This is a genomic window from Dickeya sp. ws52, from assembly GCF_007210685.1.
Lineage (GTDB): Bacteria > Pseudomonadota > Gammaproteobacteria > Enterobacterales > Enterobacteriaceae > Dickeya > Dickeya chrysanthemi.
On sequence record NZ_SZVX01000009.1, the window covers coordinates 108,328 to 133,451 of the forward strand.

At 51.4% G+C, this 25,124-nt stretch carries 22 protein-coding genes; 13 read left to right on the forward strand and 9 right to left on the reverse strand.

Annotated elements, in window-relative coordinates:
* The first annotated feature begins 64 nt into the window (after nucleotides 1-64).
* Nucleotides 65-1,750, forward strand: coding sequence for a sensor histidine kinase (locus FDP13_RS10620; RefSeq protein ID WP_033575475.1), 1,686 nt, complete (start codon nucleotides 65-67; stop codon nucleotides 1,748-1,750).
* A gap of 179 nt (nucleotides 1,751-1,929) precedes the next feature.
* Here FDP13_RS10620 and FDP13_RS10625 read toward each other — a convergent pair whose 3' ends face one another.
* The 3 genes from FDP13_RS10625 to asd form a co-directional block, all read right to left on the reverse strand.
* On the reverse strand, nucleotides 1,930-2,142 hold the full coding sequence (locus FDP13_RS10625; protein WP_012768004.1) for a cold shock domain-containing protein: 213 nt from the start codon (nucleotides 2,140-2,142) through the stop codon (nucleotides 1,930-1,932).
* Nucleotides 2,143-2,516: 374 nt separating this feature from the next.
* Nucleotides 2,517-2,936: a nickel-responsive transcriptional regulator NikR gene (gene nikR / locus FDP13_RS10630; protein WP_012768003.1), complete on the reverse strand. Its 420-nt coding sequence runs from the start codon at nucleotides 2,934-2,936 to the stop codon at nucleotides 2,517-2,519.
* A gap of 231 nt (nucleotides 2,937-3,167) precedes the next feature.
* Nucleotides 3,168-4,268 (reverse strand): aspartate-semialdehyde dehydrogenase, encoded by a 1,101-nt coding sequence (asd, locus tag FDP13_RS10635; RefSeq protein WP_143839420.1) that lies wholly within the window; start codon nucleotides 4,266-4,268, stop codon nucleotides 3,168-3,170.
* A 199-nt stretch (nucleotides 4,269-4,467) separates the two neighbouring features.
* On the opposite strand from asd, the gene FDP13_RS10640 reads away from it, so the two are divergent.
* Nucleotides 4,468-5,061: a YhgN family NAAT transporter gene (locus tag FDP13_RS10640; protein ID WP_012768001.1), complete on the forward strand. Its 594-nt coding sequence runs from the start codon at nucleotides 4,468-4,470 to the stop codon at nucleotides 5,059-5,061.
* 95 nt (nucleotides 5,062-5,156) lie between these two features.
* Here FDP13_RS10640 and gntT read toward each other — a convergent pair whose 3' ends face one another.
* Nucleotides 5,157-6,473 carry a gluconate transporter gene (gene gntT / locus FDP13_RS10645; RefSeq protein WP_012768000.1) on the reverse strand — a complete coding sequence of 439 codons (1,317 nt, stop codon included), beginning with the start codon at nucleotides 6,471-6,473 and terminating at the stop codon, nucleotides 5,157-5,159.
* A gap of 247 nt (nucleotides 6,474-6,720) precedes the next feature.
* Here gntT and FDP13_RS10650 point away from each other — a divergent pair, with 247 nt between their 5' ends.
* Nucleotides 6,721-7,239, forward strand: a complete 519-nt coding sequence (locus FDP13_RS10650; protein WP_027710685.1) for a gluconokinase — start codon at nucleotides 6,721-6,723, stop codon at nucleotides 7,237-7,239.
* A gap of 10 nt (nucleotides 7,240-7,249) precedes the next feature.
* Here FDP13_RS10650 and gntR read toward each other — a convergent pair whose 3' ends face one another.
* Entirely contained in the window at nucleotides 7,250-8,245 is a 996-nt protein-coding gene (gntR, locus tag FDP13_RS10655) for a gluconate operon transcriptional repressor GntR (protein ID WP_027710684.1), read from the reverse strand.
* A 348-nt stretch (nucleotides 8,246-8,593) separates the two neighbouring features.
* Here gntR and FDP13_RS10660 point away from each other — a divergent pair, with 348 nt between their 5' ends.
* The 9 genes from FDP13_RS10660 to FDP13_RS10700 all read left to right on the forward strand — a co-directional run bounded on the left by FDP13_RS10660 (nucleotide 8,594) and on the right by FDP13_RS10700 (nucleotide 17,847).
* Nucleotides 8,594-10,105, forward strand: coding sequence for an asparagine synthetase B family protein (locus tag FDP13_RS10660; RefSeq protein ID WP_033575473.1), 1,512 nt, complete (start codon nucleotides 8,594-8,596; stop codon nucleotides 10,103-10,105).
* A gap of 3 nt (nucleotides 10,106-10,108) precedes the next feature.
* On the forward strand, nucleotides 10,109-10,861 hold the full coding sequence (locus FDP13_RS10665) for an enoyl-CoA hydratase/isomerase family protein (RefSeq protein WP_012767995.1): 753 nt from the start codon (nucleotides 10,109-10,111) through the stop codon (nucleotides 10,859-10,861).
* Between the two features lie 19 nt (nucleotides 10,862-10,880).
* Entirely contained in the window at nucleotides 10,881-11,693 is an 813-nt protein-coding gene (locus FDP13_RS10670) for a TauD/TfdA family dioxygenase (protein WP_012767994.1), read from the forward strand.
* A gap of 110 nt (nucleotides 11,694-11,803) precedes the next feature.
* Nucleotides 11,804-12,934 carry a proline dehydrogenase family protein gene (locus FDP13_RS10675; protein ID WP_033575472.1) on the forward strand — a complete coding sequence of 377 codons (1,131 nt, stop codon included), beginning with the start codon at nucleotides 11,804-11,806 and terminating at the stop codon, nucleotides 12,932-12,934.
* The gene (locus tag FDP13_RS10680) at nucleotides 12,931-13,203 is read left to right on the forward strand and encodes a 2Fe-2S iron-sulfur cluster binding domain-containing protein (RefSeq protein ID WP_012767992.1); all 273 of its coding nucleotides are present in this window, start codon (nucleotides 12,931-12,933) and stop codon (nucleotides 13,201-13,203) included. Before FDP13_RS10675 ends, FDP13_RS10680 begins: the two co-directional genes overlap by 4 nt.
* Nucleotides 13,204-13,365: 162 nt before the next feature.
* Nucleotides 13,366-13,908 carry a CpmJ protein gene (locus FDP13_RS10685; RefSeq protein ID WP_231389519.1) on the forward strand — a complete coding sequence of 181 codons (543 nt, stop codon included), beginning with the start codon at nucleotides 13,366-13,368 and terminating at the stop codon, nucleotides 13,906-13,908.
* Nucleotides 13,865-14,440, forward strand: coding sequence for a hypothetical protein (locus FDP13_RS10690; protein WP_027710678.1), 576 nt, complete (start codon nucleotides 13,865-13,867; stop codon nucleotides 14,438-14,440). Before FDP13_RS10685 ends, FDP13_RS10690 begins: the two co-directional genes overlap by 44 nt.
* Before the next feature lie 80 nt (nucleotides 14,441-14,520).
* Nucleotides 14,521-15,312, forward strand: coding sequence for an SUMF1/EgtB/PvdO family nonheme iron enzyme (locus FDP13_RS10695; RefSeq protein ID WP_234424401.1), 792 nt, complete (start codon nucleotides 14,521-14,523; stop codon nucleotides 15,310-15,312).
* Between the two features lie 1,044 nt (nucleotides 15,313-16,356).
* Nucleotides 16,357-17,847, forward strand: coding sequence for an emp24/gp25L/p24 family protein (locus FDP13_RS10700; RefSeq protein WP_143839423.1), 1,491 nt, complete (start codon nucleotides 16,357-16,359; stop codon nucleotides 17,845-17,847).
* A gap of 157 nt (nucleotides 17,848-18,004) precedes the next feature.
* On the opposite strand, the gene FDP13_RS10705 is transcribed toward FDP13_RS10700, so the two are convergent.
* The 4 genes from FDP13_RS10705 to glpA form a co-directional block, all read right to left on the reverse strand.
* Nucleotides 18,005-18,703, reverse strand: a complete 699-nt coding sequence (locus tag FDP13_RS10705; RefSeq protein WP_143839425.1) for a pirin family protein — start codon at nucleotides 18,701-18,703, stop codon at nucleotides 18,005-18,007.
* A gap of 629 nt (nucleotides 18,704-19,332) precedes the next feature.
* Nucleotides 19,333-20,535 carry an anaerobic glycerol-3-phosphate dehydrogenase subunit GlpC gene (gene glpC, locus FDP13_RS10710; RefSeq protein ID WP_143839426.1) on the reverse strand — a complete coding sequence of 401 codons (1,203 nt, stop codon included), beginning with the start codon at nucleotides 20,533-20,535 and terminating at the stop codon, nucleotides 19,333-19,335.
* The gene (gene glpB / locus FDP13_RS10715) at nucleotides 20,532-21,782 is read right to left on the reverse strand and encodes a glycerol-3-phosphate dehydrogenase subunit GlpB (protein WP_143839427.1); all 1,251 of its coding nucleotides are present in this window, start codon (nucleotides 21,780-21,782) and stop codon (nucleotides 20,532-20,534) included. The genes glpC and glpB overlap by 4 nt, the downstream gene beginning before the upstream one ends.
* Nucleotides 21,772-23,415 carry an anaerobic glycerol-3-phosphate dehydrogenase subunit A gene (gene glpA, locus FDP13_RS10720; protein ID WP_143839428.1) on the reverse strand — a complete coding sequence of 548 codons (1,644 nt, stop codon included), beginning with the start codon at nucleotides 23,413-23,415 and terminating at the stop codon, nucleotides 21,772-21,774. Before glpA ends, glpB begins: the two co-directional genes overlap by 11 nt.
* A gap of 299 nt (nucleotides 23,416-23,714) precedes the next feature.
* Between glpA and glpT the strand changes: the two genes are divergently transcribed.
* A complete protein-coding gene (glpT, locus tag FDP13_RS10725) occupies nucleotides 23,715-25,064 on the forward strand; it encodes a glycerol-3-phosphate transporter (RefSeq protein ID WP_033576398.1) in 1,350 nt (449 codons plus the stop codon).
* Nucleotides 25,065-25,124: the final 60 nt, after the last annotated feature.

Below are 25,124 nucleotides of genomic sequence, written 5' to 3' on the forward strand. Positions count from 1 at the left end.
CGTTTGGGTTACCCTGAGATCCTACGCGTAGAATGACTTGATCAAACAGGGAGGTAGGTCGTTTATGGTCAGTCAGGTTGAGTTAATTCTGTCATTGCTGCAGCAGACATGCGTCTATCTGGTCATCGCTTATCTGTTAAGTAAAACGCCGCTGTTCACTCCGCTAACGCAGGTCACGCTCCATCTGCCGCACAAGCTTATCTGCTACCTGACGTTCTCCATGTTCTGCATTCTCGGCACCTATTTCGGCCTGCATATCGACGACTCCATCGCCAATACCCGCGCCATCGGCGCGCTGCTGGGTGGTGTACTGGGCGGCCCTTCGGTCGGTATGCTGGTCGGGTTCACCGGCGGATTGCACCGTTATTCACTGGGCGGCATGACGGCGATGGCCTGCATGGTGTCCACTACGTTGGAGGGGCTGGTCGGCGGGTTGCTGCACCGCTATATGATTCGTCACCACCGCATCGACCTGTTATTCCAGCCGCTGGTTATCGCCGCCGTCACCCTGTTGGTGGAAATAGTGCAGATGAGCATCATCCTGCTGCTGTCGCGCCCGTTTGGCGACGCGCTGATGCTGGTCAAAAGCATCGCCTTGCCGATGATGATTACCAACAGCATCGGAGCCGCAATGTTCATGCGGATCCTGCTGGACCGCCGGGCAATGTTTGAAAAGTACACCTCGGCATTTTCCGCCCGCGCGTTGCAGATTGCCGCCCGGGCGGAAGGTATACTGCGTCAGGGGTTTAATCCGGGAACCAGTATGCGGGTCGCCCGCATACTGTATGAAGAGTTGGGCGTCGGCGCCGTCGCCATCACCGACCGGGAAAAACTGCTGGCGTTTATCGGCATCGGCGACGAGCACCACAGAGTCGGCACGCTGATTACCTCATCCCACACCCATCAGGCTATCGACAACAATGAAGTGGTGTACGCCGATGGCAACGAAATACCGTTTTGCTGCTCGGTTTCGCCGCAATGTAAGCTCGGCTCGACGCTGGTGATCCCCCTGCGTGGCGAAGAACAGCGGGTGGTCGGCACCATCAAATTGTATGAGCCGAAAAACAAGTTATTTTCCAGTATCAACCGGACGCTGGGGGAAGGTATCGGCCATCTGCTGTCAGCCCAAATTTTCGCCGGCCGTTTCGAACAACAGAAGCAGTTGCTGGCGCAATCCGAAATCAAGCTGCTGCACGCGCAGGTCAACCCGCATTTCCTGTTCAATACCCTGAATACGCTGTCGGCGATTATTCGCCGCAATCCAGACCAGGCTCGCCAGTTGGTGCTGTCGTTGTCGACGTTTTTTCGCAAAAATCTCAAGCGCAGCGGCGACGAAGTCACACTCGGCGATGAGCTGGAGCATATCAGCGCGTACCTCGACATTGAAAAAGCGCGGTTCACCAACCTGTTGACGGTGGAGATCGCCGTTCCTTTATCGCTCCGATCCGCCAGACTACCGGCTTTTTCTTTACAGCCGCTGGTGGAAAACGCCATCAAACACGGTATTTCCCACATGCTGGATGACGGCCGCCTGCGTATCGACGCGCGCACCCACGCCAATATGCTGGAACTCACGATAGAGGACAACGCCGGCGCTTATTACCCGCGCAACGGCAGCGACGGACTGGGGATGAATCTGGTGGATCGACGCGTTAAAGCACGTTACGGCCATCACTACGGCATCACCGTCACCAGCGAGCCGAATCGCTTTACCCGCGTAAAGGTACGCGTACCGCTACGGATGGCATAAGCGAGCAGCGATAACGTCTAAACAATCACCCCCGCCCAGGGTGGTGATTTTGGCCTGACAATAAAAAACGGCTTCCCTTGTGGGGAAGCCGCTCTCAGGCGAACCAGGGTAACACATCAACTTCACTGCTCCGGCTCACGCCATCCTCGCGATCGTAAGCGATGATTACCCGGGAAGAATTACAGCCCTACTACGTTTTCAGCAGAAGGACCTTTCGGGCCGTTGCCGATAACGAATTCTACTTTCTGACCTTCATACAGGGTCTTAAAGCTATCGCTCTGAATTGCAGAGAAATGCACGAATACGTCTTTGCTGCCATCAGCCGGGCTGATAAAGCCAAAACCTTTAGATTCGTTAAACCATTTTACTGAACCAGTCATTTTATTAGACATCATACTACCTCGTAATTTTTTTCCAGCCCGTTCTGAGGGCAACATGGGTCTGCAATGCAGGAAATACTTATGAGCAAGAAAAAAAGAGATTCAGGGGAAGTGATATCAGGGATAACGCTTGGACTGAGGACTGCTTTAGTAAAATGCTTTGCATAAATAGGTCTGACTAACAAACCGTGGCGTCATTAACGCATTCATCCGCAATGAATGCAAGCGTTATATATTATTTCGGCGGGAAAATATTTTGTATTATTTATAATTCATACAGTTAATGAGTCTCTCCGGCGATTTTTCGCCACGCGCCGACCGCCGCTGACGCCAGCCTGCCCGCAAACCGGCTTGACGATAACACCGGTGTTGCTGCATTTATTTCGTTATTCCTTAGCGGCGGCCTGCTCCATCGGGATCAGGTTCAGCCGGCCGTGGCGCACGCCGGTCTGAGCGATAACCGACGCGGCAAACTGCTCTACACGCTCAGTGGGGCCGCGCAGGATCACGGTTTCCACACACTCGTCATGGCTGAGGTGCGTGTGCATGGTGGAAACGGTCAGGTGATGATGTTCATGCTGCATCCCCGCCAGCCGGCTCGACAACTGGCGTTCGTGGTGGTCATACACATAGCTCAGCACCGCCACACACTCGGCGTTTTTATCCTGCGCCACCGTCATTTCGCCCAGCTCGCGCCGCAGCATATCGCGAAACGCTTCCGACCGGTTGGCATAGCCTTTGCGCAGCATCAGCGCATCCAGCGCCTCAGCCAGCGGGTCATCCAGAGAAATCGTCAGTCGTTGCATGTCAGTGTCAGCCTCACAAAAAAACGAAAAAGGTCTTCCGGCGCGGCGTCGCGCAAGTCGCCCCATTATGCCGGGGTTCATCATGATGATCGTGATGCAACGCAAAGCGGCGAACAAATCCCTGACGGACAAACAGAATCCCTGACGGACAAACAGGAGCGTACGCGTAACGGGGGATATCCGGAAAAAGTAAAACGCGCCCGGCAAGAGCGCGTTTTAGGCGGAACGAGATTACAGCAGGATGCGCAACATGCGACGCAGCGGCTCGGCGGCGCCCCACAACAGCTGGTCGCCGACGGTAAAGGCAGACAAGTACTGCGGCCCCATGTTCAGTTTACGCAGGCGCCCCACCGGCGTGGACAACGTACCGGTGACTGCCGCCGGAGTCAGTTCACGCATGGTGATTTCGCGGTCGTTCGGCACCACTTTCACCCAGTCATTGTGAGTCGCCAGCATCTGCTCGATGTCCGGAATCGACACATCTTTCTTCAGCTTGAGGGTGAAAGCCTGGCTGTGGCAGCGCAGCGCACCGATGCGTACGCACAGACCGTCAACCGGAATGGTGCTGGCGGTGTTGAGAATCTTGTTGGTTTCCGCCTGGCCTTTCCATTCTTCGCGGCTCTGGCCGTTTTCCAGTTGTTTGTCGATCCACGGAATCAGGCTGCCCGCCAGCGGTACGCCGAAGTTTTCCACGTCCAGACCGCCACGCGACAATGCCGTCACTTTGCGTTCGATATCCAGAATGGCGGAAGCCGGGTCGCTCAATTCGCTGGCGACTTCAGCATTCAGTTGGCCCATCTGGATCAGCAACTCGCGCATATTACGCGCACCCGCGCCGGATGCCGCCTGATACGTCGCAACGGACGCCCACTCCACCAGATCATTGGCGAACAGGCCGCCCAGCGACATCAACATCAGGCTGACGGTGCAGTTGCCGCCCACAAAGGTTTTGATGCCGTTGTCCAGGCCGGATTGGATCACGCCGTGGTTGACCGGGTCCAGAATAATAATCGCGTCATCTTTCATACGCAGAGAGGATGCTGCGTCGATCCAGTACCCTTGCCAGCCACTTTCACGCAGCTTTGGGTAAATTTCATTGGTATAATCGCCGCCCTGACAGGTGATGATGATATCCAGCGCGCGCAGCGCGTCCAGATTGTAGGCATCCTGCAGGGTGCCCTGCTGGCCGCCCAACGCCGGCGCCGGTTGGCCGTGCTGCGACGTAGAAAAGAATACCGGGCGGATTAAATCAAAATCGCGTTCTTCCACCATGCGCTGCATGAGTACCGAACCGACCATTCCGCGCCAGCCAATAAAACCAACATTTTTCATGGTAACCGTCCTGCCTGGGGGTGACAAAAAGCAATCCGACTGCCGTTTCAGGCAGGGAGCATAGTTTTAAGTGATGTCCGTCAACCTTACAAAATGTATCAGAAGTCGCAAGTGAATTTATTCGATGACCCGGACGTTTTCAGCAACACACCTAATGTGTCTAACAGAAGACAAGGGATGAGAGGAGCTAACCACCACCATGACTGAAATGATCTCGGCAACCGTCCTGTTGCTGTTAATTATGGATCCGCTCGGCAATCTGCCGGTGTTTATGTCCGTACTGAAACATCTGGATCCCAAACGGCGACGCGTGGTGCTGATTCGAGAAATGATCATCGCACTGGGAGTCATGCTGGTATTCCTGTTCGCCGGCGAGAAGATTCTGGCGATACTGAATCTACGCACGGAAACCGTGTCTATCTCCGGCGGTATCGTGCTGTTTTTGATCGCCATCCGCATGATTTTCCCAACGCAGGAAGGCTTTACCAGCGGCCTACCGGCCGGCGACGAACCGTTTCTGGTGCCGTTGGCTATCCCGATGGTGGCCGGGCCGTCGATTCTGGCGGCGCTGATGTTGCTCTCGCATCAATATCCGAACCAGATGCCGCATCTGACGCTGGCGCTGTTCATTGCCTGGGGCATTACGGTGGTCGTGCTGCTGTTGTCGAACCTGTTCCTGAGATTGTTGGGCGATAAGGGCGTCAACGCGCTGGAACGGTTGATGGGGTTGGTGCTGGTCATGCTTTCCACCCAGATGTTCCTGGATGGCATTCGCGCCTACCTGAAACTGTAAGCCGTGGGCCGTTCTCTCAGTCTCCGCCCGGAGACTGAGAGAGGCGGTCACATCCAGCCCGCCGCGATGACATCTCGTCTATTACGCCACGGCCGTCACACCACGTAGCTCAGCAGCAGGGTGCCGACCAAACCGCATACCGCGATGATGGTCTCCAGCGCCGACCACGACTTCAGCGTTTCCGGAATGCTCAGATTGAAATACTCCTTGAACAGCCAGAAACCGGGGTCGTTGACGTGGGAGAAAATCACGCTGCCGGAACCGACCGCAATTACCATCAATTCCGGGCTGACGCCGGTAGTGGCGATCAGTGGTGCGACAATCCCGCCGGCGGTAATCGCCGCCACGGTGGCGGACCCCAGCGCGATACGCAGCGTGGCGGCAATCAGCCAGGCCAACAGGAGCGGCGAGAAACCGCTGCCGTGCATCATGCCGGCGATATACTTGTCCACGCCGCTATCCACCAGCACTTGCTTGAAAGCGCCGCCGCCGCCGAGGATCAACAACATCATGGCGATGATTTTAATCGAGTCGGTGATAGTCCCCATCACCTCGTCCATGCTGCGCCCACGGTTCAAACCGAAGGTGAAGATGGCGATCAACACCGCAATCAGCGTCGCCATCACCGGGTCGCCAAAGAATTCGGCGTACGGCAACAGCGGGTGTTCCTTCGGCAGCACCATCTCCGCCACGGCGCGCAGCGCCATCAGGATAACCGGCACCAGCGCGGTCATCACGCTGACCAAAAAGCTCGGCATTTCCTGCTCGGTGAACTGCTTCGGGTTATACAGCCCTTGCGGAATCGGCTTATCGATCTTCTTCAGGAAACGGGCATAAACCGGGCCGGCCAGAATGACCGTCGGGATCCCCAGCAGCGTACCGTACAGCAGGGTTTTGCCCATGTCGGCGTGGAACAGCGAGGCAATCGCCGTCGGCCCTGGATGCGGCGGCAGGAAACCGTGGGTGACGGATAACGCCGCCGCCATCGGCACACCGGCATACAACAGCGGAATGCGCGCCGACGCCACAATGCTGAACACCAGCGGCAACAGCAGCACGAACCCTACCTCATAGAACAGCGCAAACCCCACGGTAAAGCCCGTCAGCACTATCGCCCACTGGATATGCTTACGGCCGAAGCGATGAATAAGCGTCGTGGCGATCCGCTGCGCGCCGCCGCAATCCGCCAGCAATTTCCCCAGCATGGCGCCAAATCCCATGATCAAGGCCAGGCTGCCCAACGTGCCGCCCACCCCGTTCTTGATGGACGTCATCACCTTCTGCACCGGCATTCCCTGCATGATGCCCACGGCCAGGGCAACCAGAATCAGTGCAATAAAGCCGTTCAGTTTAAAGCGGATCATCAGCACCAACAGCAGTGCGACACCCACAGCGACAATCACGAGTGGCATAACGATCTCCGGCAACCCCTGTCTGCGCGAATCGGGCAATAACAGGGGGATTTTCTTATGTTTTGCGAATGCTCCCGGTGTTTCATCGGCGCTTTCGCTACAGTAGGGGCATGTCTCCGGGGACACATCACCCGATGTGACAAACATCACAATGCACGATGTTACCGGTATCATGATACCGGTAACATGTTAAAGTCTGAAACCAGTAAGAAGCATTTAATTTACAGTTTGGGATAGAGATCAAATTATGTCAGGACAAAGTATTATTCTGATGGGGGTTTCCGGCAGCGGAAAATCCAGCGTGGGTGCCCAGCTGGCACGGGACATTAACGCCAAGTTTATCGATGGCGACGATCTGCATCCCAAAGCCAATATTCAGAAAATGGCCAGCGGCCAGCCGCTCAACGACGATGACCGTGCCCCCTGGCTTGAGCGCCTGAACGATGCCGCCTACAGCCTGCATCATAAAAATGAAGCCGGCATTATCGTCTGTTCTGCTCTGAAAAAGCGCTACCGTGATCGGCTGCGCGACGGCAACGACGGCATGGTATTCCTCTATCTTAAGGGCAGTTTTGACACGATTCTGCAACGCCATCAGGCGCGAGCCGGCCATTTTATGCCGACCGAGCTGCTGCAAAGCCAGTTTGATGCGCTGGAAGAACCGGATGAAGCGGAAACCGATGTGATCACCGTGGATATCAACGGCCCGATGGATCAGGTCGTGGCGCGATGCGTCGCGGCGTTACGTGCGCGGTTGTCACGCTGACGCCACGGTTCTAGACGCTTTCTCCCACTTGCAGGGTAAAGCCGACGTCCACGCTGGTCGTCGGCAGGGACTCGCCATGCAGACGCGCCAGCAACTGTGCCGCACCGATCTCGCCAATACGCTTACGCGGCGTCAGCACGCTGGTAAGCCGCGGCACGGTAGTCTGCCCGATATCATGGCCGTGAAAACCGGCGATAGCGATGTGCTCGGGAACACGTAACCCTTGCCGCTGGCACTCGAACATCGCGCCAATCGCCAGGTCATCATTGGTACAAAACAGACTGTCGACCTGCGGGTATTCCGCCTGTGCCTGACGCAACAATTCGCCGCCCAGCGTATAAGACGACGGGCTGTCGCTCATCACGCTGTAGCTGGCAAGCCCAGCCTCCGCCATCGCCTGCTCATAGCCCTGCCGCTTTAATAGCGTGCGCTCATCCTGACGTGCGCCAAGGTAGACGACACGGCGGCGACCACGCGCAATCATATAACGCGTCATCTGGCGTGCCGCGTCCACGTTATCGAATCCCACCGCCATATCGAGGCAGGGCGATACCGAGTCCATCAACTCCACCACCGGGATCCCGGCCACCGCGATCATCTGTCGGGTACGCGCCGTATGGTTGCGCTCAGCAAGAATCAACCCGTCGATGTTATAAGCCAGCAGCGACATCAAACGCCGCTCTTCCACTTCCGGCTGATAGCCATAGTGCGCCAGCATGGTTTGATATCCCTGCGATTCCGCCACTTTTTCGATGCCGCGCAGCACCTCGGCAAACACCTGGTTGGTGAGCGACGGCAGCAGCACGCCGATCGCCCGGCTGGTCGCATTGGCGAGAATATGCGGCGTTCGGTTGGGGATGTAACCCAATTCATCCAACACTGCGCCTATTTTACCCCGCAACGCTTCGGATACCTGCTCAGGGTTGCGCAAATAGCGGCTGACCGTCATTTTGGTCACGCCAACCCGGTCGGCGACATCCTGAAGTCCCGGCCTTTTTTTCTTTATCATCCGTTGACATCCCCATGACTTAAAACGCCGATTGTACTAAAGAAATGGTTAGCAGAATATGTACCTGAGCACAGGTTACAAAAACAGACACTATTAAATATAACATCCGCTATATTATTTTTTATTTTATTGCTAGCTTATTATTAATACAAATAGAATGGAAAATATAATATAAATAAACCCTAAATATATATAACCCATGAATTTAATTTTTTTACTAATGAAATAAAAAGATAAGAGATAGCTTTTTATTATTTTTTTATATGTAATTTCAATTTTAAAACCACATGATTTGTTGTAGTTTTGTTTCCGAATTCGATCAGTTGTAAAAAATAAGGAAATGAAATGAAACATGGCTTTTGCATTGCCAAGGGTGATGCCTGTTTGAACATTAAAAAAAGCATTACGGGCTTACCCTTAAAAATAGAAAACTTGCAAAATGGATACCTATTTATTGGAGATAAATCTCCATTTGAAAAAATGGTAACGGATAACGAAACGCTCTACCTGATTGGAAAAGTCAATAATAGACAATTACTTGAGGGACTTGTCGGCCGCTATGATGCTTCGGCATGGAGCCTTAGCGATATCGAATTACTCCATACGATTTTTTTATATCTTGGCACACATGCATTATCACTGGCAGAAGGGAGCTTCTTCTTTTTTAAAGAAAATAAAAAAGGGGAATTAACCTTACTGACCGACCCCAATGGATTTATGCCTGTACATGTTATTCGTGATCATACGGCACTCTGGATAACAGATCGGCTAAAATTTGTTGGTCACGTCGCTCAAAAAGGCATTTTTGATTTCATGCCTGAAGATAAAGTTATACAACATGTTCTACACTCAGATACGTTTACGCCAATAAAAAATGCCATCAGACTCAAACCCGGCTCTATCAATCAGATAAAGAAAGATATGCAGGGTTATGAATATCTGGGTAGTGATAATATTTACCCTGCCAATACCGACAAGCAGCTGAATATTTCCAAAGACGTGCTGTTCGAACTTATCGACAACTACCTGAAAGCCCCCTTTCGTTCTCTGGTACAGACGCACCAGACCGTTGGCATTCCACTGTCTGGCGGTCTGGATTCAAGCCTGGTAACTGCACTGGCCAGCCAGTTTTTTCAACACATCAAAACCTGGTCTATAGGCACAGAGATCAGCAACGAGTTTGAATACTCTCAAATGGTCGCGGATGCACTTGGCACTGAGCATCAGGTCAAAATACTGACGGAAGCCGATGTCATCAATGGCGTTATCGAGGCCATCTACCATAATGAGATTTTTGATGGCCTCTCCGCCGAGATTCAGTCGGGATTATTTAATGTCTACCGAATGGCGCAGAACAATGTAAGCGCTATGATGACAGGCTATGGTTCGGATTTATTATTTGGCGGTATATTAAAACCTGGTGAGAAATACGCCTCACCGAATAAAATTCTCTGCGAACAGGTTTACCGGACTCGCTGGACAGGAGAGTTTGTTTCTCATGGCGCCGCTCATTACGGGTTACAGCTTAACCATCCATTCTGGAATAATGATTTAATTTCTCTCTGCAGGAACCTTAACCCTGATTATAAAATCAAAGATAATGAAGTAAAAAACATACTCAGAGAGTACACCGAAAAATTAAACCTGCTCCCCAAAGAAATTGTCTGGCGTAAAAAAATTGGCATTCACGAAGGTTCATCGGTTAACAAATCATTTGCTAATATACTTGGCCTTCATGTTGATAACTATAGCCATAAAACCCGCTTCACTTATCGGGTCTATAAATCTTTCCTGGAAAATACTCTCTCACTGGAAAACGCCACCAGTGATCATCTACGCAAACTAATAATGGATTAAAAAATGATTATTGAAGAGACGCGAGATAACGTAAGAATTATTACGCTTAATCACCCCAATAAACATAACCCTTTTAGTCAAGCCCTGGAAAACGCCGTCAAGGCAGCATTAAACGATGCCAATAACGACCCGGAGGTTAACGCTATTGTTGTTTACGGAGGAAAAGGATGTTCATTCTCCGCAGGCGGTGACTTTAATGAAGTAAAAAACCTTTCCGGCGGCGCTGACGTTGAGCGCTGGATTGACCGTGTTATCGACCTTTACGAAGCGGTACTTCACATTAATAAACCAACGGTGGCCGCTGTAGATGGCTATGCCATCGGCATGGGATTTCAGTTTGCCTTGATGTTCGACTACCGAATCATGGCGAACGGCGCGCGTTTTGTGATGCCTGAGCTCAAACATGGTATCGGATGCTCTGTCGGCGCAGCTATTCTGACATTTACCCATGGATATAACCTGATGAAGGATATTATCTTCAAATGTCAGGAGTTAGATGAGGACTTTTGTCTTTCACACCACATTGTGAACGAAAAAGTAGAACCGAATCAGCTACTGGATCGAGCGTTCACGCTGGCGAAAGAACTGGCGGCGTACCCTTATGCCGCTCTGTCAAAAACCAAACAATCCACTAACCGGAGTTTTCTCGAACTCCTTGAGAAAACAAGAATTGAATCTAAAGAGGTTCATAAAGCCGCTTTTGGCGCACGGGATGCACAAAAGCATTTTCATCACATTCTCGGAAACAAGTACTAAAAGAGGAAAAATAAGTAGCATGTTAAATTATACCGCACTCATGGATTCGGGTTTTGGCGCACAAATGCATAGCAGCGATTTTATGGAAGCCAAACCGGAAGAGATAAAAAACCTTCTCATGCGTCAAGGGTTTCTGCTGGTGAAAAACATTGCCATGGATGCCAATCAATTCAGAGACACATACTCCGCCTATGGCAAAGTCGTCGAGTATGCCGATGAAAAAATTGGCGTTGGCTTCGGCTATAAAGACACCTTAAAACTGGAAGGTGAAAAAGGAAAAATTGTCACAGGTCGTGGACAATTACCATTCCATGCGGATGGTGGGTTATTACTTTCACAAGTCGACCTGGTATTCCTTTATGCCGCTGAAATTAAAAATATGAAATTCAGAGGTGCGACGACAGTCTGTGACCATGTGTTGGCCTGCCAGGAAATGCCCGCTCATCTCCGTAGGGTTTTGGAAGAGGAAACATTTGAAGTTCGCGTGTTGGAGCACGGGTATTACGTCGATGTCTCTCCGGCCGGTTGGTTTAAAGTTCCAGTGTTTACAGATCTGGGATGGGTAAGGAAAATGTTGATGTACTTCCCATTTGATGAAGGCCAGCCGGCAAGTTGGGAACCTCGTATCGTCGGATTTAGCGAGTATGAGACAAAAGCATTCTTCGACGAATTAGGGCAGTTCATGAAACAGCCTCGCTATTTCTATAAACATTACTGGGAAGATGCGGACCTTTTGATTATGGATAACAGACGAGTGATCCATGAACGTGAAGAATTTAATGATGATAATATCATCAGACGTTTATATCGCGGTCAAACTGTAGAAATTTAACCTCTGCATTTCATTAAAATCAATTAATTCACTGGCCTGGCATTATCATGCTAGCGTAATTTGTTTTATATTTAATGCCATGGCCAGAATTTAAAAAATGGAAAATAATTATGGAAAAAATTAATACCGCATCAGTGTTTGCACGATATCGCACCCGTACGCTGACATTTAAATTATTATCATCGGCGTTACTCGGAAATAATAAAACAAGGAAAATAGCCATTTATGCATTAAAGAAAGCATTACACATCAGTAAAGGAACAACATTAAAAATCATTAACGGAATCTATTTCGGTGGTGAAACATTACATCAGGTAAAAAACACCACATCAATATTAAAAGAAGAGAACATCAACAGTATTATTGATTACGCGATAGAGGGTGAAAATACAGAGTCAGTTTATAACGATGTAATGAATCAGACTTTTTCTCTCATCGATCTTGCCGCCGAAAATAAAAATATCCCTTTCGTCGTGATTAAGCCATCTTCCCTGGGTAGCATCGCACTATATCAGGCGATAACTTTCGGAAAAACGCTCACACCAGAACAAAGCCAAGAATGGAATCTTGTGATGAGGCGGTACATCGATATTTTTGATGCCGCCAGTGAAAAGAACGTCAAAATCATGATTGATGCCGAGCAATCATGGATACAACCTGCTGTAGATAATTTCATCATCGAGATGATGAAAACATATAATCGCAGTTACCCTTTATTGACATTGACTTTACAATTTTACTGTAAAGACAAACTGAAAAAATTGAAAGATTACTATACTCAAGCAAGTAATGATAATTTCCACCTGGGCATAAAGTTAGTACGGGGCGCCTATCTTGAAGAGGAAAAACGTTTCAATCATGGGTATTGCTTCGCAGAAAAAACAGAGACGGATAACAATTACAATAACGCTATTGCGTTTATTGCTGAACACACCGATCGTATATCGCCTTTTTTCGCTACACATAATGAACGTAGCCTTGAATTGATAAGGCAGAGCCAGACGCTGAAAAAAAACATCTGGCTTGGTCAGCTTTATGGTATGGGAGATCACATTACGTGGTCATTGATGCATGAGGGTTTTTCCGTATGCAAGTACATCCCATTTGGACCATTAAAAAAATCGTTACCGTATCTTCTAAGACGAATTGAAGAAAATGCCATTCCTTCCGCCACATTCGTAACTGAAAGGAAACTGATCAGAAAAGAGCTTCATCGCCGAATGAAGAGGCATGTTTTATGAAAAAAACACTCACCTGTAAAATAAAAAATACACAGCAAACATTTCCTCTTACAGAGGAAGAGACTATACTCGCGTCCTCATATCAGGCTGAAATACCACTTAGATATCGTTGTAATGCCGGGCATTGTGGTATGTGTAAAGTCAGGTTACTTGAGGGAGAGGCAGATATGCAGCACACCGGAGGGATATCTCGGGATGATATAAAAAACGGCTATATTCTACCTTGCTGTACCCGTCCTCTAAGCAATATTGAGATAGAAACCGAATAATATTGACACGACGTATCCCGCGGGATAAAGACTGTACATCATTACTGTATACCCGTCAGACTTCAAGTTACCAGACAAAACGCAACGAGGCTCATTTATGAGCGAGATAGTTGCAATATGGCGGATACCATAGCCTATTGGCTGATTAATAAAAGGACGCTCATGTTTTCTTATGTTATTAGAGTAACCACGATTATCTTAACGGTTTTCATTACGACAAAAAGTTACGCAAACTGTATGCAAGAGGAGAAAATAAAACAGGGAGTTAATTACCTCTCGCTTATTAATCACGAAAGGAAAGATTTAGCCATCCTTTCTTTTTTTGATAATAATACCTCCCATCCGAATCGAGGGATGAGTTTTTATATCAAAAACAGCAATGGCTATAGCATTATTCCTGTTCCTAATAGTGATATGTTCATCTGGTTTGACTATAGCTTGTCGGCATCACGCATTAATATCTTTGATTATCGGCTTTACCATCACCCTAAAGGAAAGAAGCTGATTAGCGTACAAAAGCGAGGGGATGACTTGACCGCCATGCAACCGATCAAGATTACGGTCTACAAACTGGCTGAAAGTCATGATGATCCTGGCGTTCCTCCTTACAGTTGGGTCATCGAAAAAACGGTAACTACCCCAGAGAAATACGGTTCTGCTTATGAAGTACTGGACGATATTCGCTATCTTTGCTCTGTTCTTTAACGTGTTGTCTCCTATTGATGCCAATGCGAAACAACCGGATCAGCTGCGTTTTCACGCACGCCTGATACAGGAATTTATCGACGGTTGGTATTCACCTTGTCTGGGAGAAAAGAAGTGGCCGGTTAAAACGCCCCGTAACGAGGCATCATGGTTATCCGGGCGGCTCAATGCGTTGGTCTCAGCCGGACTAGTCAAAAAAACCGACCAAGGTAATGAGGCCATATGGTCATTAACCCAGTCAGGACAGCGTAACTTTATGCCCTATGGTGATTTCTGTTACGGCCGCATTGCGCTTCATCAGATCACACACTATGAGTCTATTTCGCCGGAGTTGGTGTTGATTAATTACACCTACCGTATCGAAGGATTACCTGAATGGGCGAAAAATAAGGACGTTCGCTACGCCTTTTCCGAGCTGGATAATTGGCTAAGTGGTATTCAACACACCCAATATCAAGTCACGATTCGCACCGCCATTGGCAGCGCGCCTAAAATACAGTCCCCACCCGAACCCTTAAATCTGGATTATTGACAAACGATATGAAACGCAATGTTGTTCTTTATGCCGTATTACTACTCAGCCAGTTCGCTCATGCGGTGCAACCCAACGTGATGCCTGATGAAATCGCCATCAAAGGCGGTGCATTTTATGTCGGTAATATTTTTGGCAACAAGGACTATGCCAGCCACACCAATACCACCCTCAAACCTTTTTATATCATGCGAACAGAAATTACCTATTCGCAATATCAGCACGTGCTCCAATGGGCGGAAAGTCACGGCTACGCGTTTGAAAATGGCTGTAACGGCGGTCACTTCGATGATTGCCTGCCTGCAGAGCAGGATAACGGCAAGCACCCCGTCACAACCCTTTCCTGGTGGGACGCGATAGTCTTCGCTAACGCGTTAAGCGCTTCACAGCAGTTAACGCCGTATTACATGACTGCCGATGGACGACCTATCACATCAGTACCGCAAGATCAGGCTCTCAATGTAATCAGGAATACTGCAGCAACCGGATACCGCCTCCCTTCGTTGAATGAGTGGCAAGTCGCTGCACGCGGTGGCGAAGCCGCTTTGCGCCAAGGCTTATATGGCCGGATTTATTCCGGCAGCGATAACCCGGATCACATCGCCAATATGCCCAAGGACAACAGTACGACCTTTAGTACCCAACCCGTAGCGCGCCAGCAACCCAATGCGCTTGGCTTATACGATATGACCGGTAATGTCTGGGAGTGGATCGACGATGATTTTCATATGACAGGCCTGAACAACATGCACTACTTCTGTGGCGGCAGTTACCTGATGCGCATTAGCAACCTGTCGGAATGTGATGTCCATACCCCCAATTTTCCTACCTCGGATATCGGTTTCAGGCTAGTCAGGTCGGCCCCTCTCTGACATCACCGCGGGAAGCGCCGTCAGTGCGGCGTCTCCCGCAATATCATCGCAGCGTATGCTTTTCTGAATCACTTCCGACGTCAGAACGGCACTGCGCAGATTGTACTAAACAAATAGTTAGCAAGATATATATAACAATTAGATACCATGGATATAGAAATAATAAATAATATTATTTATTGAGATTATCAAATTAGATTTGAAAAATAATAGCCGGATAAAAATTTAGCTATAAACTTATTTCCCCCTCGCCCCCAAAAGCATACTTTATTCCAGCATTTCGGGTATCGCAGCATAAATCTTCCGGAGCAAAGACACACTTTAGCAGCCAAACACTCAATGAAATCTCACTTTCAGGACAACTTCGTAATAAAAAACAGAGCGCGAAGTCAGTTTTATAGAAACACTCATCTCTAACGCTTTACTTTTATTTACAAAAAAAGTAACGTAATGAGAATGCTCGCGCTAGCGAAAAGAGAAAGGAAAAAGATGGAAAGGAATCGATGCATAGCTGTATGCATTCAGTATATACCCAAAATAATTCGAGTTGCAGGAAGGCGGCAATCGAGCGACAAATTCGTCGGGAACGAATTTGACCAGCCAACGGCTGGCCTCCGGTGAGAGACAGGATGTCTCTCATTTCATCCCCAGGAGCTTACACAAGTAAGTGACTGGGGTGAGCGAGGGCAGCCAACGCACCTGCAACTTGAAGTATGAAGGGTATAAACATGCACTTGAAGCATCTCTCAGCAAAATGATGTAAGCGCTATTGTGATGCTTCACTGTTTTTCTTCTGGATACTACTTATGTTCAATCCGTTCCGTCTTCAGGAATTTTTAGTTATCTCAACGCGCTAAAAAGAGCATAGGGAAATATTATTACGTGAAAAACCAGGCATTGTTAACGTGACATAATATTTGTAAAAATATCATGTCCACGATAATGCCTGCGTCGCCCCTCATTCACAAAAATTGAAGTTTATGTGCACCGCACAATCTTTCGTTTGGTTATATTTCTGTCATTGATGAAAAAGGAATTATAGAAATGAAACTCTATCGTACTGGCTTATTTTTTATAACGGCTGGACTAACATTCAGTCTCGGCTCGGCGATGGCAGAGACCACCGTCCCTGTCGAAGTAAAGGATACAAACAAACTACCCAATAAAGGTGTGATATCCTTATTCAAGGCCCCGGATAAAATACAGCAGAAAGCATCGGATAAGTATCAATTTACTAAAAGCGAAAAAGACGGGGTCATTGTTATTACCCCTGATGTCTCTGCGCCAAAGGCCGCGGCAAAAAACAAATCGCTAAAGTCCTTATCAAGCAGCCAGGCTGCGACCAGTGACAGCACATTCACCCCTCTGTGTCCAACCCTTGCAGTGAATTCGATTTATACGCTAAGTGGTCTGCAAAATGGAGGAAGCGCCTGCTACCATTTTGAAATAACCCAGCCCTCTAAAACAACAACGTTCGTCACCGGTATGAGTTCGGGAACCAACGTGTCCCTGACGCTGTTTAGCGATGACGGCAAAAACAATCTGACGCCAATTTATTATTCTGACAATCCAGAGAATAGTGATGAGGCCACACTGAACTTAACCAAACCCGGACACTACTATTGGTATATAGAAGCCAATACAGCTGATGGCTCCGAACTTAACTTTGGCGCGATTGTTAATACGAATATCGATAGTTATGAGCTCAATGATGCGCCATCGCTTGCGACTGTCGTACCTGACGGTTTGTATCGAATCAAGGGTAACTCTGACAGTGATGTCGATGTCGATTACTACACATTTACCGCAATCAGCGGCCAACAGGTTCTGCTTCAACTCGTCGGCGCTGACAATGCAGCCAATAACTATTGGCTGATTGCCTACTCGACTGATGATGGTAATACCTGGGTCACCAGCAATACTGGTCAGCAGAATACGATCACCCCTTCAAAATCGAATGAAATTATTCTGGTAAGAGTGTCGCCTAATCCAGCAAAATTACCGACGCCAACGCAATATTATCAGTTGTCTTTCGGTTCAAAGATTGCCTCATTTACCAATTCCGTGAAGGGTGAGAGCTCTGTTCTGAATATCCCCTATTCAGCGCCGACGCCTTATGGTTCTATGACCACTCAAGCCTATCGTACGGTCACCTGGAATGTTCGCCTTGCCGACTCGACTGGAGCAGGGATTCCGAATGTTGACGCGGTTCTCTATCTTGACCAACGAGCGGAAAGACAAGGGGATAAAGTTATTCTGAAGTTTAATCCAAGTACAGCGCACGTTATAACTACTGATGCGAGCGGAAACGCGTCAGGGACGATAACATTAGATACCTGTTACGCCGACTCAACTACAGAGTTCAATAATTATGATCGGGGTTATCTCAACACATGGAGCACAACCTTTGATTTCGGCGCATGGCGTCTTGAAGTCCCGATTCAAGAAGGTATTGGCGTAGGAGGAAACAACGTTCAATACGTGACTTTCGGGCATATTTGTAAGCAAACGCTGGTGCGTAGCGTCAAGTCCTGATAACGGATGTTGCGCCTGCCGGCCGGTAGAAGCCAAGGTCGCTAACAGGCAGCGAAGCACATCATGTAAACCGGTAAGGCAGGCTCATTAGCCTGCCTTTATTCTGCCCATTAGAACCTAAACGCTATCCAACGACTTGATTTGGGCGCGTCGTACGTCATTTGACCGGCGGTAAATCAAACAGCAGGATTTCGCTGTCTTCACCGGCACATACGGTGATGGACGCCTCGTCCCAAATCGCCAGCGCATCGCTGGTCGTCGCTTGCTGGCCGTTGACTTCAATGGTGCCGCGCACCACCTGAATCCACAGATGACGGCCCTGCTCGGCCTGGTAGGCCGATTCTTCCTGCGATTTCAGCGCCCAGCGCCACAGCGTCATGTCCTGGAACACTTTCAGCGACCCGTCGCGCGCATCCGGCGACAACACCAGTTGGCGGCCCTGCGGTGCGTCGAAACGGCGCTGCTCGTAGCGCGGCGTCAGACCGGTTTTTTCCGGGATCACCCAGATCTGATATAAGTGCAGCAGTTTGTCCTGGCTGGCGTTGTACTCCGAGTGGCGGATCCCCGTACCGGCGCTCATTATTTGGAACTCACCCGCCGGGATCTGCTCTTTGTTGCCCATACTGTCCTGATGTTCTACCGTACCTTCCAACACATAGGTGAGAATTTCCATATCCCGGTGCGGATGGGTGCCAAAACCCTGCCCGCCCTCAATACGATCTTCATTGATCACCCGCAGTGCGGAGAAGCCCATAAAATCGGGATCATAGTAATCGGCAAACGAAAATGTGTGCCAGCTATCCAGCCAGCCGTGATTAGCATGGCCGCGGTCTTGTGCTTTGCGTAAATAAATCATGTTGCGCTCCTCGAATGTTTTTTTCAGTCTAGCTGCCCTACCAGAGAAGAAAAAAGCTGAAAAAACTCACCGCTCTATTCAAAAAATTTCTGGGAGAAATTTTCGACGTCGCAACGCGACGGCCCATAGGGTGGCGGCCAGGGATGGCTCGCCACAAAAAATTTCTGGGAGAAATTTTTGATGTCGCAACGCGACGGCCCGTAGGGTGGCGGCCAGGGATGGCACGCAAATAAGGAAGTAAATGGAATCCAGTTTCCTAAAAAACCGAGACAAAAAAAAGCCAGCACCCGAGCTGGCTAAGTAATACTGGAAGCAATGTGAGCAATGTCGTGCCTTCACAGCAAAACCGCGATGAGTCACAAGAATGGATTCATTAGGCTTTCCCGGAACGCATGGCAATAATAATCATTATCATTTGCATCTGTAAAGCGTTTTTTTGTTCAATTCAAAGAAAAATCATACCTGAGAAGGCCGCACTGCCTGACGTTCAGGCCGTTTCGTCATAGACGTGAGAGATTACTTTTTCAGAATCAAATGGTTAACATTTAACCATTCAGAATGAAAGGGAAATGAAAAAAGAGCGCCCTCTCGTAGAAAAAACAGAGAGGGCGGCAATCCACTACAGTCCGTTACGCTGGCAATGCTTTAGCCAGTAAGCTGAGAGGGTGTTCGCAGGTTTTGCTGGTAGACATTTCAATTTGCCATTTGCAGGTTTCACAATCCGTAATCACCAGATCAGCACCGCTCGCCTCTATCTGCCGGAACAAGGGTGCGCCGATCCCTTGCGCGGTATCGTAGTTTTCCTTCTTGAAACCGTAGGTGCCGGCGATACCACAGCACTGGGAATCCAATACCTGCAATTCCAGCCCCGGAATACGCCGCAGCAGTTCCAGGGTATACGCCGTCCACCCCATACGTTCCAAATGGCAAGGGGTGTGATACACCACCCGCAGCGGCAAAGGTTGTAACGGCAGTGTCCGGCCTTGATCCAACAAGCGATAAAGGTGGCGAGTCGCCAGTTCAATGCCGTCGCGCACGTGGTGATTGTCCAGCCCCAACAAATGGGGATATTCATCGCGCAGCGTGAAGGTACAACTGGACGAGGTGGCGATGACCGGCAAGCCGCGGCTGTTGATGGCATCATCCAGCGAAGCCAGATTGAAACGAGCCTGTTTGCGCGCCTTATCGAGAAACCGGTTGGCGATCAACGCCACACCGCAACACTTCTCTTTAGTCAGCAACTGTACCCCAACCCCCATGGCGTTAAACACGCGGATCAGGTCACGCCCCAGTTGTGGGTGGTTGTAGTTGACGTAACAACCGTGAAAATAGGCCACCTGTTCTTCAAACTGCAACTGGTGCGCCACCTGCCGGCGATACCAACTGCGGAAGGTGCCGTGGGAATAACGCGGCAGTTGGCGGCGGTGATCGATTTTCAACGCCTTGTCCAACAACTGACGCATCGGTTTCAGCCCGGTGAGGCTGTTGACCAGCGGCGCGAACGGCGTGGCGACGGCCCCCATCAGATCCGTGTGGCTGAGGATGGCATCGCGCAGCGTCGGGCGGTGCTGGCTATGGCTGGCTTTGGCGCGTTGGATGATATCGCCGATTTTGACATCCGATGGGCACGCCACCTCGCAGCGTTTGCAGTTAGTACAATACTTCAGCGCTTCATCAAACAGCGCCGGGTCTTTGCGCCGCAGCCGTTCGCCATCCGGCCCCGCCTGTTTCGGCCCCGGATAGAGCGGGTTGACGCGCGCAACCGGGCAAGCGGTGGTGCAGACGGTACACTTGATGCAATTCTCGAAACTGGTGTCAGCCCGGCTCATCATGGGTTCTCCCTTATCATCATCTCGGCGGCGTATAACGCGGTCAGCAGTGAAACCCCACCACCGCATCCCTGTCGTAACGGGTCATATCCCCGCAATACCGAACCGATGGCATACAACCGGGACTGGGTATGACCGCCGATAGCCGGGTGCAACTGCGCATCCGCCACTACCCCGAATTGCAGGTACGGCTGAGCCGCAAACAGATTGGGTCGACTCCAGTCCTCATGAACCGGCAGAAAATCGACGTCCAGCCCAAACACCGGTTCCACCACCCGATCGCGTTCGGCCACCAGACCGTTACTGAAAAAGCTGCCGCTCGCCAATACCACATGTTCGGCCCGCAACGGCACCTCGCCGTGACTACGGGTATACAACGCCACACCCGCTTCATGCGATTGTGCCGACAAGACTTTGTCTCCCGGCATCAGTGTCCCGCCGGTCTGACGAAAACGCCCCAGCAGCGCCTGATGCAACCGCATACCCGGCAACGACGGCGGCAACGTCGCCAGCAGCCCCACCGGTTTACCCAGCGCCGTATTCAGTTGCGCTTGCGCCTCCAGACCGATGCAGGCCGGCAGTATCACGGCATCATTGCCGCTTGCCCGCGTCAGCAGTTCTTCCGCCAACGCCGCGATCCCCGCCGGGGTATCCAACAGCCGGGCAATCGCCAATGAGCGAAACTCGCTGGCGTTTTGCCGCAGGGCGTCCAGCAGCGGTAAGCGCAGATCGTCGGCGCGCGCCGCGATCCCCTGCGCTTGTAATTCTCCGGCGACCAGCCGGGACTGAAAATCCATAAACCCTTCAATACCGGCGACCAACGGCTGCCGCCACGCCGGCGACCCCGCCAGACCACGCGTCACGCTGTCCGATGGGCTCAACCAACACGGACGCCACTTGCCCAGTGGAGTAAGGCGTTGATGGTTACCGCTGCTTTCCCCCCGCAACCATAGCCCGCAACGCGCCAGCAGGGCTTCGGCGTCCGCCGCCAACTGGCTGACTCGCGCCTTACCGATCAGAGTGTAAGGGTGATGCGGCGCCTGCGCGGCCAGTTCGTCCAGCGCGGTCAACGGCTGCTCGACCGCGGTGCCGTCCGGCAGTGCCGCCAGCAAATCAAGCGCGCCGGACGCAAAAGTCAACGCGCTTTGTCCACTGCTCACTACGGCGCAACGTTTGCCTTGTTCTTGCAGGCGAATGCCGCAGACTAGCCCCGCCAGCCCGCCGCCAATAATCACCACGTCATAACGCATCGCCGCCCTCCTGTTCCGGGCGTTCGGTCAGTCCGCACAAGCCCTGATAAATCCAACTGGTAAATTCGCTTTCCCGCAGTGTGTTCCCCCAGGCGATGGGACGCATACCTTTCCAGCGTTCGTTAAGGAACTGGCTCAGTTGCGATACCGCCTGTTGCGGCGTGGATTGCCCGAGACGGCACAACAGACCGGCCGCACGGCAGGCACACAGTTCCCCCTGGCAGGTTCCCATGCCGACGCGGGTGCGCCGGCGCAAGTCGGTCAGGTTATTAACCTGCAACGACTCCACTGCGTAACGCACTTCACCGGCCGTCACCGCTTCGCATTCACACACCAGACTGCTGTCCACCCGCTGGCCGGAGACCAGCGCTACGGCACGATGTCCGTGGCGGTAAATGGCGGAACCACGCAGCGGCGCCGATAGCGACGAGGCGGCCTGCGGCGTATCCGGGTCCGCGACTTCCGACCCCGGCAACGGTCGCGATGCCGTGGTACATGCAACCTGGTGGCCGAGTTTTTCGCACACTTTATCCGTCACCCATTCCGCCATCAGCCGGTAGGTCATCAGCTTGCCGCCGGTGATGGTGACGAAACCTTCCAGACCGTCGCGGCTGGCATGGTCCAGCAGCACAATGCCGCGACTGACGCTACGCCCGGACGGGTCGTTATCGTTCGCCACCAGCGGCCGCACCCCGGCGTAAGCACGCAGAATGCGGGTCTGTGCCAGTTGCGGCGCCAGCAGGCTGCCTTCACGGATCAGCGTATCCACTTCCGCCGGCGTTACCGTCATGTTGTCTATCTGGTCGTAATCGATACGGGTTGAGGTGGTGCCGATCAGCGAAATGGTATCGCCCGGCACCAGAATGTCGGCGTCAGCCGGTGGCCGGCAGCGGTTAATCACCCGGTTATTGATGCGGTGGCCCAAAATCAGCAATGCGCCTTTGGCCGGAAACATGCGGACATTCAGGTCTGCGTACTCAGCGATGCGCTGCCCCCAGATACCGCCCGCATTCACCACCACTTGCGCATAAATTTCGTTAGCTAGCTGGCGTTTATGGTCGAAAACGCGCACACCGACGACACGATCGCCCTGACGGATCAATCCGATGACTTCGTGGTAAGTCAGTACTTCCGCACCATGCTCGCAGGCATCGATCATATTGGCGGCGGTCAACCGGAAGGGATCGACCGTGCCGTCCGGCACACGCACGGCGCCGATCAACGCCGGATTAGCGGCCGGCTCCAGCCGCAGCGCCTCTTGTGGATCGATGGCCTGCGCCCGGATCCCCGCCCGCTGACAGGCGGCGATAAAGCGGGTTTGATAATCGAGGTCATCCTGCGGCAACGTCAGGAACAGGCCATCGGTCGGCTCGATACAGTGGCGGGCGATGCGCCGCAGAATCTGGTTTTCCTCTATACATTCGCGGGCGGATTCCGCATCGGTGACCGCATAACGCGCCCCGCTGTGCAGCAGTCCATGATTACGGCCGGTAGCGCCGGTGGCGATGTCGTGCCGTTCCAGCAACAGGCAACGCAGCCCGCGCAACGCACAGTCGCGGGCCGTCCCCGCGCCGGTAGCGCCACCGCCGATAATCACTACATCCGTTTCTCGCCGCAAACCGTTGTTCGCCATTCCCGTTTTACCTCAATCCGGAGCCGTCTGCGTCTAGTGGGACATAAAACGCCGCTGCAATGATTGATAAAGAACAAAAACACTCAAAAAACGAAAATTAAATGGCGGCATGACGCCGAATATGTGATTCAAATCACTCAAAAATGAAAAATGGTTATTTCATTTGTGTTATCTAAAGCTCAAAATAGCGCCCTACGTCATAAAAGTGTAACAATTGCGCGTTTACTCACATCGAGGACTACGCGCATTCGCTACGCTGGCGAGCGTTATAGAAAATAACTATCGGGGATTGTTTATTTATGTTGAGTATTTTCAAGCCTGCGGCGCATCGTCCGCGCGTGGCGGAACACCAGGTAGACCCGCTCTACCGCCGGTTGCGCTGGCAGATTTTCCTGGGGATCTTTTTTGGCTACGCCGCCTACTATCTGGTCAGAAAGAACTTCGCGTTAGCGATGCCGTATCTGATCGAACAAGGCTTCTCCAAAGGCGACCTGGGCTTCGCACTGTCCGGTATTTCCATCGCCTACGGGTTTTCCAAATTCATCATGGGTTCAGTGTCGGACCGCTCTAATCCGCGCGTCTTTCTGCCCGCCGGTCTGATTCTGGCCGCCGCGGTGATGCTGTTTATGGGCTTCGTCCCGTGGGCGACCTCCAGCATCATGGTGATGTTCGTGCTGCTGTTCATCTGCGGTTGGTTCCAGGGCATGGGCTGGCCGCCGTGCGGTCGTACTATGGTGCACTGGTGGTCGCAGAAAGAGCGCGGCGGCATCGTCTCTATCTGGAACTGCGCCCATAACGTGGGCGGCGGCATCCCGCCGTTGCTGTTCCTGCTGGGTATGGCCTGGTTCCAGGACTGGAAAGCCGCACTCTATATGCCGGCCTTTGCCGCCATTCTGGTCGCGCTGTTCGCTTTCGCCATGATGCGCGACACGCCGCAATCCTGTGGTTTGCCGTCGATCGAAGAATACAAAAACGATTACCCGGTGGATTACAGCGAAAAAGACGAACAGGAACTGACGGCGAAAGAAATCTTCATGCAGTATGTGTTCCCCAACAAACTGTTGTGGTACATCGCCTTTGCCAACGTGTTCGTCTACCTGCTGCGTTACGGCATTCTCGACTGGTCGCCGACTTACCTCAAAGAAGTGAAACACTTCGCGCTGGATAAATCGTCGATAGCGTACTTCCTGTACGAATACGCGGGTATTCCGGGCACGCTGCTGTGCGGCTGGATGTCCGACAAAGTGTTCAAAGGCAACCGCGGCGCGACCGGCGTGTTCTTTATGAGTCTGGTGACCATTGCCACCGTGGTGTACTGGCTGAACCCGGCAGGCAACCCCAACGTAGACATGCTCTGTATGATCGTCATCGGCTTCTTGATCTACGGCCCGGTAATGCTGATCGGCCTGCACGCGCTGGAACTGGCGCCGAAGAAAGCCGCCGGCACCGCCGCGGGCTTCACCGGTCTGTTCGGCTATCTGGGCGGCTCAGTGGCAGCCAGCGCCATCGTCGGCTACACCGTAGACTTCTTCGGCTGGAACGGCGGTTTCATGGTGATGATCGGCGGTAGCGTACTGGCGGTGCTGCTGTTGATTCTGACTATGATCAACGAGAAAAAACATAAAGAAGAACTGGCGAAGCGCGCCTGATTCTGTCATCTCGTCATGGTTTACTTACCGTAAACCATGAGCATTATCCCCGCCGGTCCA

Coding starts and splice junctions, on each gene's coding strand:
- FDP13_RS10665 (WP_012767995.1), top strand. CDS start 10,109: ATGATTATTGAAGAGACGCGAGATAACGTAAGAATTATTACGCTTAAT.
- FDP13_RS10700 (WP_143839423.1), top strand. CDS start 16,357: ATGAAACTCTATCGTACTGGCTTATTTTTTATAACGGCTGGACTAACA.
- asd (WP_143839420.1), bottom strand. CDS start 4,268: ATGAAAAATGTTGGTTTTATTGGCTGGCGCGGAATGGTCGGTTCGGTA.
- FDP13_RS10675 (WP_033575472.1), top strand. CDS start 11,804: ATGGAAAAAATTAATACCGCATCAGTGTTTGCACGATATCGCACCCGT.
- glpT (WP_033576398.1), top strand. CDS start 23,715: ATGTTGAGTATTTTCAAGCCTGCGGCGCATCGTCCGCGCGTGGCGGAA.
- glpC (WP_143839426.1), bottom strand. CDS start 20,535: ATGATGAGCCGGGCTGACACCAGTTTCGAGAATTGCATCAAGTGTACC.
- FDP13_RS10685 (WP_231389519.1), top strand. CDS start 13,366: ATGTTTTCTTATGTTATTAGAGTAACCACGATTATCTTAACGGTTTTC.
- FDP13_RS10695 (WP_234424401.1), top strand. CDS start 14,521: ATGCCTGATGAAATCGCCATCAAAGGCGGTGCATTTTATGTCGGTAAT.
- gntT (WP_012768000.1), bottom strand. CDS start 6,473: ATGCCACTCGTGATTGTCGCTGTGGGTGTCGCACTGCTGTTGGTGCTG.
- nikR (WP_012768003.1), bottom strand. CDS start 2,936: ATGCAACGACTGACGATTTCTCTGGATGACCCGCTGGCTGAGGCGCTG.
- glpA (WP_143839428.1), bottom strand. CDS start 23,415: ATGGCGAACAACGGTTTGCGGCGAGAAACGGATGTAGTGATTATCGGC.
- FDP13_RS10660 (WP_033575473.1), top strand. CDS start 8,594: ATGAAACATGGCTTTTGCATTGCCAAGGGTGATGCCTGTTTGAACATT.
- FDP13_RS10670 (WP_012767994.1), top strand. CDS start 10,881: ATGTTAAATTATACCGCACTCATGGATTCGGGTTTTGGCGCACAAATG.
- FDP13_RS10680 (WP_012767992.1), top strand. CDS start 12,931: ATGAAAAAAACACTCACCTGTAAAATAAAAAATACACAGCAAACATTT.
- FDP13_RS10705 (WP_143839425.1), bottom strand. CDS start 18,703: ATGATTTATTTACGCAAAGCACAAGACCGCGGCCATGCTAATCACGGC.
- FDP13_RS10640 (WP_012768001.1), top strand. CDS start 4,468: ATGACTGAAATGATCTCGGCAACCGTCCTGTTGCTGTTAATTATGGAT.
- FDP13_RS10690 (WP_027710678.1), top strand. CDS start 13,865: ATGAAGTACTGGACGATATTCGCTATCTTTGCTCTGTTCTTTAACGTG.
- glpB (WP_143839427.1), bottom strand. CDS start 21,782: ATGCGTTATGACGTGGTGATTATTGGCGGCGGGCTGGCGGGGCTAGTC.
- FDP13_RS10620 (WP_033575475.1), top strand. CDS start 65: ATGGTCAGTCAGGTTGAGTTAATTCTGTCATTGCTGCAGCAGACATGC.
- FDP13_RS10650 (WP_027710685.1), top strand. CDS start 6,721: ATGTCAGGACAAAGTATTATTCTGATGGGGGTTTCCGGCAGCGGAAAA.
- FDP13_RS10625 (WP_012768004.1), bottom strand. CDS start 2,142: ATGTCTAATAAAATGACTGGTTCAGTAAAATGGTTTAACGAATCTAAA.